The organism is Clostridium nigeriense (assembly GCF_050585245.1).
Taxonomy (GTDB): Bacteria; Bacillota; Clostridia; order Clostridiales; family Clostridiaceae; genus Clostridium; species Clostridium nigeriense_A.
This window is the reverse complement of record NZ_JBNOOF010000002.1, coordinates 440,069-451,686: the sequence shown is the minus strand read 5'-3', so window position 1 is coordinate 451,686 and position 11,618 is coordinate 440,069. Positions and strand designations below refer to the sequence as shown.

Here is an 11,618-nt window from a genome sequence, read left to right as displayed (position 1 = left end):
TTTTAGTTTCCAAACCATAAATTTATTTCTCTCTTTGCACTTTCTTTACTATCAGAAGCATGAACACAATTTTCAGTTTTATTCTCTGCATACATTCTTCTAATTGTACCCTCTTTTGCTACTTCAGGATTAGTACTTCCATTTATATTTCTAATCCTCTCAATAGCATTATCACCTTCTAATATTAATGCACATAAAGGTCCACTAGTAATAAATCTTATTAACGGTTCATAAAAAGTCTTCCCTATATGCTCTTCATAATGCCTACTAGCAAAATCCTCAGAAATCCTTTCCATTTTTAAAGCTATTATTTTTAGACCATTATCTTCATACTTACTTATTACTTTACCAATTAAACCCTTTCTAACTGCATCTGGTTTTATCAATACTAATGATTTTTCCATAATACTTCCTCCCACAAAACAATTCTCATCTAAATTATACCATCTATTTACATATTTTATTAACCTAAAATTCAAAATATTAATATTTTTCATCTATTTATGATATAATTTCTTATATTAATTTATTTATGGGGTGATATTATGACTAGATACTATATTGTTGTTGATGGTAGAGTTCAAGGAGTTGGATTTAGATACTATTGCCAAATGAATGCTTTAACCCTTAATTTAACTGGATGGGTTCGTAACATGGATAACGGCATGGTTGAAATGGAGGTACAAGGAGATGAAAAAGTTCTTTTTAAATTTATAAGTATTATAAATAAGGGTAATTATTTCATTAGAGTTACTTCCCTATCCAAAAAAGTAATTAATGTACTTCCTAATGAAACTAAATTTAAAATTATTTAGCAAAAAAGAAGTAAATATGTTATATTAGTCCCTCCGTTGCAATCTGCAAGTAGCTATAACATATTTACTTCTATAAACTCAAGTTAAAAATTCATCATTCCTCAGAATTATGAATTTTTGTTTTGCCGTAATCGCCAAGTCACAAATATATGATATTCTTTATTATCTTTCTGCTATTGTATCATAAAACATTAAGTTATTTTCTTGAATAACTCTTATTAATTTATCTGCATATATTAAATTACCATCCTCATCCTTGGCAGTACTGTATCCTGCATTTTCTAAAGCTTGAGCTTGTTCTTTATATGTTCTTCCTTCAAAAAGCCCATTATTTGCATATCTTTCATTTTCTGATAAGAACTTACCATGATCCTTAATTGAATCTTTAAAACTATCATATGATCTAAATGCACCAACTATTACATCATTATAATTTTCTTTTGTCTTAAGATTAACACTTTCACCATTCCATCTGCTATCAGCCTTTATTCCAAAAAGATTATTATATTCAGACGATAATGTTGATTCTCCCCACCCTGACTCCAAAATAGCTTGAGAAATAGTAATAGATGGTAGGATACCATAAGTTTCATAGTTCTCGTATGCAACTTCTGATACACTTTCTATAAATTCTATCTTGTTATTATCATTAGATAAACTTTCATTAATATAATTGTTCCTTAAAGCTTTCAAGTTTTCTATAGCTAGCTCTTCTTGATCACTATTTAATCCTAAATTATTAATTGCAGATTTAAAACTATTAATACCTAATATATTTTCTTCACTATCTTCATTTAACAAGGCATTCCTAATTCTATCTATATTATCATTATTAATTTCAAAACTTTCATTATTAATAACATAATTGAGTGCTGCAACTTCTTGCCAATTAAATTGATAACCAACTTTACTTAATTCATCAGATACATCTATATAATTTTGAATTTCTTCCTTAGATAAAATAATATTATTACTAGAGTTATTAATAAGTTTAGAGGTAGCTATTATTACAGTTGTAATTAAAGTTATTATAAATATTAAGGATAAAACTAACTTTCTAAATTTATTATTTATAGCTGATTTACCAAAATCATTTATGCCTTTATAAGTTCCCTTATATTGCAAAGCTTCACCTCCCATTTACTTAATAATATATTATACTACTATTACGCATTTATAAATCTTATTATAAAAAAGAAGTAAATATGTTATATTAGTTACTCCGTCGCAAGCTCCAAGTCGCCAGAGCATAACATATTTACTTCTACAGACTCAAGGTAATAATTCCTCATTCCTCGGAATTATGAATTTTTATTCCGTCGCTACACTCTTATTTAGAAACTCAAAGCTTTAGTTGTTGAGTTTCTACATTCAGCTATATGATAATCTAATATAAAAGATTATTATGCAGATAATACTTTCTTTTCAGTTTCTTTTAAAGTTTCAAAGTACTCTTCTGTCTCTTCTATAACTACCTTTCGTAATCCTATTAATCCTACTAGGTTTGGAAATGCCATAAGACCATTTACTATATCTGCTATAATAAAAATCATTTCTAATGGTAAGAATGAACCAAGGCCAACTAAAGATATAAATATAAGCTTATAAGGCTTAATTCCTTTAACTCCAACTAAATATTCTATACATCTTTCTCCATAATAATTCCATCCTAAAATAGTTGTAAATGCAAAGAATATTAATCCTATATTAACAATATATTTACCTAGTGAAGCTATTGGTAAACCTGCTTCAAAAGCTACTGTTGTCAATGCTGCTCCTTCTAAGTTACCATTAAAACTACCTGTAACTACTATTACTATTCCTGTCATAGTACAAATAATTATAGTATCTATAAATGTTCCTGTCATAGAAATTAAACCTTGTCTAACAGGAGAATTTGTTTTTGCAGCAGCTGCTGCAATTGGAGCACTTCCAAGGCCTGCTTCATTAGAAAAAACTCCTCGCCCTATTCCTCTTTGCATTGCTATAGATACTGTTATACCAACAGCTCCCCCTAAGGCTGCCTTTGGATTAAAAGCACTTTCAATTATTAATAATACTGCTGATGGTACCTTATTTAAATTAAATATTAAAACTAGTAAAACTCCAACTATATATAAGATTGCCATAAATGGCACTACTTTTTCTGAAACCTTTGATATTCTTTCAATTCCTCCTAAAGTAACCAAAGCTACAAGTATTGTTACTACTACCGCTGTTACTACTATTGGTATATTAAATCCTATTTGTGCTGCATCAGCAATTGACTTAACTTGTCCAAATGTTCCTATACCTAGTAAAGCAACACCAACTCCAAATATAGCAAATAATTTAGCTAACCAATTTAAGCCTAAACCATTTTTTATGTAATACATCGGTCCCCCTGACATTTGACCATTTTCATCTACTTCTCTATATTTTATTGCTAATACTCCTTCAGCATATTTTGTTGCCATACCAAAAAAAGCTGCAACCCACATCCAAAAAAGAGCTCCTGGTCCTCCTGCTTTAATTGCAGTTGCAACTCCAACAATATTACCAGTTCCTATAGTTGCAGATAATGCAGTACATAAAGCTGCATAACTAGATACATCACCTACAGCATTTTCATCACTCTCTTCTTCCTTGGAAAAAATATATTTAACTGCTAGTGGTAATCTAAAAATTTGAAGTAATTTAAGCTTCCAAGTTAGGTAAATACCTGTTCCAACTAATAGTATTAATAATGGTGGTCCCCATATGATGCTATCTACAGCATTAAGAAATGATTGAATTTTGTTTAACATAAAAAAATCCCCCTAAAAATATATTTACGGAGGAGAATAGATAAGAGACATAGACAAATTAACAATGAACAATTACCAATGAATAATCATTTATGTAATTTATTCCAAATCACTAAAAATAGATTCAGCTTTAAATTTTCATTTTAAGCTTAAAATTTTCCATAGCCTTCTATCTTATCCCCTGTCCTTTTACCTGAGAGTTTCAATGTGGCTGCCTTTAAAACAGATCAATTTAAAATTAAAAATAAACAATTATTTATATAGTTTGTTCTAAATTATTCATTCTTCATTCTACGACAGCATCATTTTGCTCCTTCGGTGCTCTTTTCGAGTCTCTCCAGAGGTTCGTCCAATAGCGGTCCTAATACCTGAAAGATTTACTTCTTCGGTGGATTTATAAAATCGCTCTCCCACTATCTTCATCCGAACATTATTAAATTATATTGTAATTATATACACACACTATAATTAATTCAAGAATTATTTTTCCAAATTTATATACTTATATTATGAGTTTAATAATATTAAATGTATTTGACTACTATAAATTTAAAATTTATTATTTTTTGAAGAATTTATTTCATTTTCTATTATATTTTGCAAGAAATCCTTGATTTTTTATTTCATAGTTATATACTATTAATAGATAATTAACAAAATTGAGAAGGAGATCCATAATGTACGAAACATTAAATAAGGACTACTTAAAAAAACTTTATGGTAGAATAAGTCCTTTCGAGTTTAAAGACAAGTTGATAAGCTTAGCTAATCTTAATAAGGAAAAATTTAACGGAACTGTTTTAGATGCTGGTAGGGGAAATCCAAATTGGACATCTTCTACGCCTAGACAAGCTTTTTTTACATTAGGACAATTTTCAGTTCTAGAATGTGAAAGAACATTGTGCCTTGAAAATTTATCAGGAACCATTAAAAAAGATGGTATTTATAATAGATTTATAAATTACTATAATGAAAATATAAATCTACCTGGAATTAAGCTTTTAAAGGAAATAATAGATTTTTGCATTAATGAATTTGATTTTAATAAAGATGATTTTCTATTTGAATTATCAGATGGAATTATAGGAGATAATTATCCATTCCCTGATAGAATGCTTTTACATATTGAAAAAATCGTAAATAAATATTTATTAAAAGAATTATGTGGACAAGAAAAATATAATAATGACTATGATGTTTTTGCTGTAGAAGGTGGAACAGCTGCAATGTGTTATATTTTTGAATCTTTAGTTGCAAATAAATTATTGAATAAAGGTGATACTATAGCTTTAATGACTCCAATTTTTACACCTTATTTAGAGATACCTCATTTACCTAATTATAATTTTAACGTTATAAGAATTCATGCAAACGAGGTTGATGAAAATAATAATCCGACTTATCAATATCCTTTAGAGGAGTTAAGTAAGCTTAAAAACAAAGATATAAAAGCCTTATTTATAGTTAATCCAAATAATCCAGCTTCAATTGCACTAAGTGAGAAATGTATGGATAACTTAATAAATGTTGTTAATAACTATAACCCTAATCTAATGATAATAACTGATGATGTTTATTGTACATTTATAAATAATTTTAAATCAGTAATTTCATACTTACCATACAATACTGTAGGAGTGTACTCATTATCTAAATATTTTGGTGTTACCGGATGGAGATTAGGAACTATATTATTGAATAAAAATAATATATTTAATGAATTAATTAGTAATCTTCCAAAAGAAGATAAAGATGTTTTAAATGATAGATATAAACATATGAAATTAAATCCTGAGGAAATACCTTTTATAGATAGGTTAGTAGCAGATAGTAGACAAGTTGCCTTAAATCATACAGCTGGTCTATCTACTCCACAACAAGTACAGATGTCATTATTCTGTGGATCTGCACTAGTAGATATTAATAGTAATTATAAAAACTTAACTATTGAAATATGTAAAAAACGTAAATCAAATTTATTTGAAGGTTTAGAATTAGAGATTGATGAGAACCCTCTAGATGCTTCTTATTACACTGAGATTAATATTTTAGATTGGGCTAAAAATAAATATAGTGAAGACTTTTCAAATTATATATCTAAAAACTATACTCCTTTAGATATATTATATAGTCTAGCTAAAAATTACTCAGTAGTACTTTTAAATGGAGATGGTTTTGCTTCTTCAGAATGGTCATTTAGAGTATCATTAGCAAATTTAAATGATAATTGCTACTATATTATTGGTAAAGTTCTAAGAAAAGTTTTAAATGATCTACTTAAAGAATGGGAAGCAAATAAAATAGAGCAAATAAATATTTCTAGAAAAGCACAATAAAAAAAAGAAGTAAATATGTTATATTAGTGGCTCCGTCACAAGCTCCAAGTCGCCCTAACACAACATATTTACTTCTATAAACTAAAGGTAATAATTCCTCATTCCTCGGAATTATGAATTTTTGCTCAGTCGTACGCTTCAAGTGCCGTCATATAAATTTTATCTACTTCTAAACAAATTGTATAAATTTCTATTCTTTTTTAAAACTCCTATAGGAGTTTTACCCTTAATTTTTCATTATTCATTCTTAATTATTAATTATCTATATAGTCTATTTATTGCACTAAAGACGGCTTTAATAGATGCTATCGTAATGTTATTATCTACCCCTACTCCAAAAGTAGTTTTTGAATTATCAAGTCTCTTCATCTCTACATATGCAGCTGCCTTAGCTTCAGAACCTACGCCTAAAGAATGTTCTGCATAGTCTAAAATAATTGTTTCTACTAATTTACTTTTAACTAATGCATTCTTTAATGAGTTTATTGGTCCATTCCCTTGTGCAACAACATTTTGCTCTTTTCCATTATAAGAAAATGTAACATTAATCGTTGTATTATCACCATCATTCTCTAAACTATCATTATCTTCTACCTTAAATTTAATTAACTTAAATGGTTCATTTGCCTCTAAATATTCTTCAGTAAACTTGTCCATAATAACCTTTGGTGAAATTTCTCCAACCTTTTCTGTTATCTCTTGAATTATATCTCCAAATTCCTTATGCATCGTCTTAGGCATCTTGTATCCATAATGACTTTCTAATACAAATGCAACTCCGCCTTTTCCAGATTGGCTATTTATTCTTACTAAAGCTTCATACTCTCTTCCTAAGTCACTAGGATCTATAGGTAAATATGGAACTTCCCAATACTGATTATTTCTTTCCATATATTTTTTCATACCCTTATTAATTGCATCCTGATGAGAGCCAGAGAAGGCAGTAAATACTAATTCCCCTGCATAAGGATGTCTTATATGAACTGGTATCTTACAACACTTCTCATATACATCTATAATTTTATTAATATTATCTAATTTAAGATTTGGATCTATTCCATGAGAAAACATATTACAAGCTAAATTAATAACATCAACATTTCCTGTTCTTTCTCCATTTCCAAATAAAGTTCCTTCTACTCTATCTGCACCTGCTAACATTGAAAGTTCAGCTGCTGCAACTCCAGTTCCTCTATCATTGTGAGGATGAACACTTAAAATAACTCTTTCCCTGTTAGTAAAATTACTACTCATCCATTCAATTTGATCTGCAAATACATTTGGTGTATCCATTTCTACTGTAGAAGGAAGATTAATAATAACTTTTTCATCTTCGCTTGCACCCCAAGTATCTAAAACAGCTTCACATACCTCTAAAGCATAATCAACCTCTGTACCTGTAAAACTTTCTGGTGAATATTCTAAATATACCTTTCCATTAAAGCTTTTAGTATACTCCTTAACTAATTTAGTTCCTTCTACTGCAATATCTTTAATTTCTTCTTTACTCATATTAAAGACTACATCTCTTTGTAATATTGATGTTGAATTATATATATGAAGAATAGCTTCCTTCACACCTTCTAAAGCCTCAAAAGTTCTTTTTATTAAATGTGGTCTTACTTGAGTTAATACTTGTATCTTAACACCATCTGGAATCAAATTATAATCAACTAACCTTCTTAAAAAGTCAAATTCTATTTGTGAAGCTGAGGGAAAACCTACTTCTATTTCCTTAAATCCTATTTCCACTAAAAGATTAAACATTTTTATTTTTTCATCTACACTCATTGGATTAATCAATGCTTGATTACCATCTCTTAAATCTACACTACACCATATAGGTGCCTTTTCTATTTCCTTATCTGGCCAGGTTCTTTCTTTTAATTTGATGCTTTGAAATTTCTTATACTTTTTATAATTCATTTAAATGCCCCCTTACTATTATTAATAAAATAATTTCCTAAAAAGTAAAAAAACGCATAAATCCTCCTATATTTGGAGCGATTTACGCGGTACCATCCAAGCTTATACTTAATTGTTTTAACGGTATCTTCTATACCGACAAGACCTACTTTCCCCATTCAGTCTTGTAGCTCCTGAGCGAGTTCAAAAGCGATTATATGCGGGTTCTCACCATACCCCTACTCTCTTTAATATATCATACCTTCTACTACTCTCATTCCAAGCTTTTCTTTATTGAGTTAATTAGTAATATACTATATATTTTATGTTTTGTCAAATATTTCTAGTATATTTTTATACAATATTATAATTCTACTCTTCCTCTAATTTCTCCATTATAAAAAGCTTTAATATTATTGACTACCTCTTTAAATAGTCTATTTCTTGCTTCAACACTAGCCCAAGCTATATGAGGTGTTAATACTAATCTATCATTATTTTTAGCTAAAACTACAGGATTATCTGAAGCTATTGGTTCTACTTCAAATACATCTAAAGCAGCTCCAGCTATAAGCTCTTCATCTATTGCTCTTGCCAAATCTTTTTCTACTACTATAGGACCTCGTCCCATATTAACTAATATAGATGTCTTTTTCATCTTATTTAAAGCATTATAGTTTATTAATCCTTGCGTGTCCTTATTTAATGGAGCATGTATAGAAATTATATCCGAACTTTTTAATAATTCATCAAAATCAACTCTCTTATAATCACTATTTGAATTCTTTCCTGAAGTAGAATAGTATATAACATTTATTCCGAAAGCCTCTGCAATTTTTGCAACTCTTCTTCCTATAGCACCTAATCCTATAATTCCCCAAGTCTTACCTTCAAGTTCATAAAAAGGCTTACCTAAATTTGTGAATAATCCACTCTTTGCATATTCTCCTGACTTTACAAAATTATCATAATATGGAAGCTTGTCATATAAAGATAATACTGTTGCAAATGTATGTTGAGCTACTGTATTAGTTGCATATCCAGCAACATTAGTTACTGCAATATTATTATTTTTTGCATAAACTATATCTATGTTATTAAATCCTGTTGCTGTTTCACATATAAGCTCTAAACTTTTAGCCTCCTTTAAGTTATCCTCAGTTAAAACTACCTTATTAGTTAATACTATGTTAGCGCCTTTTATTCTTTCAACTACTTCTTCTGGTTTCGTAGTATCAAAATAAACTACTTCTCCAAATTCCTTTAGAGCATTAAAATCTAACTCTCCTAAAGTTTGTCCATCTAAAATTACTATTTTCTTCATATTGCACACCTCTTTATTACTATACTAAATTTAATATATCTTCTGGTCTATCAATTAAATAATCTGGCTCTGAAGTTTTTAAAGTGTCTAATCCTATAAATGTATAATTTACTCCACAAGTCTTACAACCTGCTGATTTACCACAATATATATCATAAATACTGTCTCCAACCATCATAGCTTCACTAGGTTCTATTCCTAAATCACTACAAGCTTTTAAGGCTGGATCTGGATTAGGCTTATGTAATTCTGTAGACTCTGGCGTAATAATTACATCCATATAATCATATATTCCTGCTACTTTCATCCCTCTAATTGCAAGTTCAGCTCTTTTTGAAGTAACTATTCCTATCTTTATGTTTCTTTCCTTTAATCCATCTAAAAGATCCTTAACCCCATCAAAAGCAAAACACATCGTGTCATGTATAGCTTCATTATATTCTCTATAATATGCAACTAAGTCATCAACATTATCTCTTTTAGCATATTTCTTAAAAGGCTCTCCTAATGGTCTGCCAAAAAAGTCTAATATTTCTTCTCTTTTTAATTCCATTTCTAATTTATCTTTAAATGTTTTTACAAAAGAATTATATATTAATTCGTTTGTATCTAATAATGTTCCATCTAAATCAAATAATACTGCTTTTATCATATTTCCTCCTGTTTATCTCATGCTCAATTATAAAGTCTTTATTTTATAATAACATATTAAATTATAATTATGCAAAATTTACATATTATTATTATGCAATCAAAAAAGGGATAGTCCTCTAACTACCCCTTACATATCAAATAAACTTATTTGTTCATTATAATATCCTTTTTTATAGTCAACTATTATATCATTCATTTTATAAAGTATCCCTAGCCTTTTACATTCGTTACTAAATATATTATATAATTTTCTTGCATTAGGACTACTACACATATAATCATTCCCAAACATTTTAATATATTTATCTTTTACTTCAGGGAAATACTTATCTAACATCTTAACAAAGTAATCTCTTTGATTAGATCTTAAAGTAACTCCAAAAGCAGGGTAAATAAATCTTGCTCCATTTTCTTTTGCTAATCTTACAATACTAATTATATTTTCTTCTGTATCATTTATAAAAGGTAAAATCGGCATTAATAATATTCCTGTATAGATTCCTTCATCAGATAATTTCTTTATTGCTTCAAATCTCTTAGATGTAACCACTACATTTGGTTCAATTATCTTACATAACTCATCATCTGCTGTCGTAATTGTAATTTTACAAAGCACTGGTGAATGCTCTTTAATTCTTTTTAAAATATCAATATCTCTTGTAATTAAATCACTTTTCGTTGCAATAGCTACTCCAAATCCACTATTATCAATACTTTCTAGTGCATTACGTGTTAAAGAAAACTTCTTTTCAAAAGGATTATAAGGATCACTCATGGCACCTGTCCCAATAACTCCCTTTTTCCTTTTAGATTTTAATTCTCTTCTTATCATTTCTAAAGAATTTTCTTTAGCTCTAACTATATCAAAATTATCTATACCATAACACTCACTTCTACTATCACAATATATACATCCATGACAACAGCCTTTATATATATTCATATTATAATTAGTTCCAAACCAATTATTATTTTCTCTATATCCAGATATAATACTTTTTGCTGGTATAAAATCCATATATATATCTCCTAAATAAGACCTTTTTCCTTAATAAATTTATTAAACTTACTTTCTGATAATATTTCATTTGTTATAAATTCCCCCATGGCTTCCTCCATTACTTCCTCCTAACTGGATGTCTTATAACAGTTTTCATTCTTTCAATTTTAACCTTTCTAGGGTCTGATAAATAAATTTCATGATGTCTTCTAATTTTACCATCCTCGTTAATTCCACAAATATCATTAATTAAATTATTTTCCTTAATGTATTTATCAATTTTTTCAGTAGTTAAGTATTCTTCATCAAATGGACCAATATGCATACATTGAACACATAAGCCTTCATTAAAAACTTCAAATCTTGCTTTACTTATATCTATATCTGGCTTTTTCTTTTTAGCTTCATAACATGCTAGTTCAAAGACCTCTTTAGTTACAAATTCAGGTTGGCGTATCATTGAACTCCAAATATATTTATGCTTTTTACTAAAATCCATATCATCATCTTCTAGCCACCATAGACCTTCAAGAGGAGGAACTACATAATCAAAATACCCTTCTAAATTTTTCTTGATTTCCTTATTCATTTTAATTGTATACGATAATGAATATAATAACTCAACTGCTTTTTTATACTCTCCAACTTCATCATTAGGATTACCCTTCCCATCTACCATAATAAAGTTCATCTTAGGAACAATTATTTCCATAGGTTGTGTTTTAGGTAAATATAAATCCTTAAACTCTTTTTTATAATCTAATTTATCCATAAATTCTCCTTTCACATCCCTGTTAT

At 28.5% G+C, this 11,618-nt stretch carries 10 protein-coding genes, 2 riboswitches and 1 other annotated feature; of the genes, 2 read left to right on the top strand and 8 right to left on the bottom strand.

Features of this window, described 5'->3' with window-relative positions; genetic code table 11:
- Positions 1-2: 2 nt before the first annotated feature.
- The gene (gene ndk / locus ACQPUY_RS05430; RefSeq protein WP_430840024.1) at positions 3-404 is read right to left on the bottom strand and encodes a nucleoside-diphosphate kinase; all 402 of its coding nucleotides are present in this window, start codon (positions 402-404) and stop codon (positions 3-5) included.
- Between the two features lie 141 nt (positions 405-545).
- Between ndk and ACQPUY_RS05425 the strand changes: the two genes are divergently transcribed.
- Entirely contained in the window at positions 546-815 is a 270-nt protein-coding gene (locus ACQPUY_RS05425; protein ID WP_430840022.1) for an acylphosphatase, read from the top strand.
- Between the two features lie 162 nt (positions 816-977).
- Here ACQPUY_RS05425 and ACQPUY_RS05420 read toward each other — a convergent pair whose 3' ends face one another.
- Positions 978-1,940: a glycoside hydrolase family 73 protein gene (locus ACQPUY_RS05420; protein WP_430840020.1), complete on the bottom strand. Its 963-nt coding sequence runs from the start codon at positions 1,938-1,940 to the stop codon at positions 978-980.
- A 278-nt stretch (positions 1,941-2,218) separates the two neighbouring features.
- Positions 2,219-3,601: an alanine/glycine:cation symporter family protein gene (locus tag ACQPUY_RS05415; protein WP_430840018.1), complete on the bottom strand. Its 1,383-nt coding sequence runs from the start codon at positions 3,599-3,601 to the stop codon at positions 2,219-2,221.
- A gap of 178 nt (positions 3,602-3,779) precedes the next feature.
- Positions 3,780-3,945, bottom strand: a riboswitch (glycine riboswitch).
- Positions 3,946-3,947: 2 nt separating this feature from the next.
- Positions 3,948-4,024: riboswitch (glycine riboswitch) on the bottom strand.
- A gap of 254 nt (positions 4,025-4,278) precedes the next feature.
- Between ACQPUY_RS05415 and aspD the strand changes: the two genes are divergently transcribed.
- On the top strand, positions 4,279-5,937 hold the full coding sequence (gene aspD / locus ACQPUY_RS05410; RefSeq protein WP_430840016.1) for an aspartate 4-decarboxylase: 1,659 nt from the start codon (positions 4,279-4,281) through the stop codon (positions 5,935-5,937).
- A gap of 258 nt (positions 5,938-6,195) precedes the next feature.
- Here aspD and leuA read toward each other — a convergent pair whose 3' ends face one another.
- From leuA to ACQPUY_RS05385, 5 genes are all read right to left on the bottom strand, one after another.
- Positions 6,196-7,863 (bottom strand): 2-isopropylmalate synthase, encoded by a 1,668-nt coding sequence (leuA, locus tag ACQPUY_RS05405; protein WP_430840014.1) that lies wholly within the window; start codon positions 7,861-7,863, stop codon positions 6,196-6,198.
- 70 nt (positions 7,864-7,933) lie between these two features.
- Positions 7,934-8,133: a binding site (T-box leader), on the bottom strand.
- 73 nt (positions 8,134-8,206) lie between these two features.
- Positions 8,207-9,166 carry a D-2-hydroxyacid dehydrogenase gene (locus ACQPUY_RS05400; protein WP_430840012.1) on the bottom strand — a complete coding sequence of 320 codons (960 nt, stop codon included), beginning with the start codon at positions 9,164-9,166 and terminating at the stop codon, positions 8,207-8,209.
- A 19-nt stretch (positions 9,167-9,185) separates the two neighbouring features.
- Positions 9,186-9,818: a pyrophosphatase PpaX gene (ppaX, locus tag ACQPUY_RS05395; RefSeq protein WP_430840010.1), complete on the bottom strand. Its 633-nt coding sequence runs from the start codon at positions 9,816-9,818 to the stop codon at positions 9,186-9,188.
- Positions 9,819-9,947: 129 nt separating this feature from the next.
- A complete protein-coding gene (locus ACQPUY_RS05390; protein ID WP_430840009.1) occupies positions 9,948-10,838 on the bottom strand; it encodes a radical SAM protein in 891 nt (296 codons plus the stop codon).
- Positions 10,839-10,938: 100 nt separating this feature from the next.
- Positions 10,939-11,592 (bottom strand): GyrI-like domain-containing protein, encoded by a 654-nt coding sequence (locus ACQPUY_RS05385; protein ID WP_430840007.1) that lies wholly within the window; start codon positions 11,590-11,592, stop codon positions 10,939-10,941.
- Between the last annotated feature and the right edge of the window lie 26 nt (positions 11,593-11,618).

What these genes read in the sequence shown, in the direction of transcription:
- aspD (WP_430840016.1), top strand. Translation starts at nt 4,279, where the DNA reads ATGTACGAAACATTAAATAAGGACTACTTAAAAAAACTTTATGGTAGA.
- ACQPUY_RS05425 (WP_430840022.1), top strand. Translation starts at nt 546, where the DNA reads ATGACTAGATACTATATTGTTGTTGATGGTAGAGTTCAAGGAGTTGGA.
- ppaX (WP_430840010.1), bottom strand. Translation starts at nt 9,818, where the DNA reads ATGATAAAAGCAGTATTATTTGATTTAGATGGAACATTATTAGATACA.
- ACQPUY_RS05415 (WP_430840018.1), bottom strand. Translation starts at nt 3,601, where the DNA reads ATGTTAAACAAAATTCAATCATTTCTTAATGCTGTAGATAGCATCATA.
- ndk (WP_430840024.1), bottom strand. Translation starts at nt 404, where the DNA reads ATGGAAAAATCATTAGTATTGATAAAACCAGATGCAGTTAGAAAGGGT.
- ACQPUY_RS05385 (WP_430840007.1), bottom strand. Translation starts at nt 11,592, where the DNA reads ATGGATAAATTAGATTATAAAAAAGAGTTTAAGGATTTATATTTACCT.
- ACQPUY_RS05400 (WP_430840012.1), bottom strand. Translation starts at nt 9,166, where the DNA reads ATGAAGAAAATAGTAATTTTAGATGGACAAACTTTAGGAGAGTTAGAT.
- leuA (WP_430840014.1), bottom strand. Translation starts at nt 7,863, where the DNA reads ATGAATTATAAAAAGTATAAGAAATTTCAAAGCATCAAATTAAAAGAA.
- ACQPUY_RS05390 (WP_430840009.1), bottom strand. Translation starts at nt 10,838, where the DNA reads ATGGATTTTATACCAGCAAAAAGTATTATATCTGGATATAGAGAAAAT.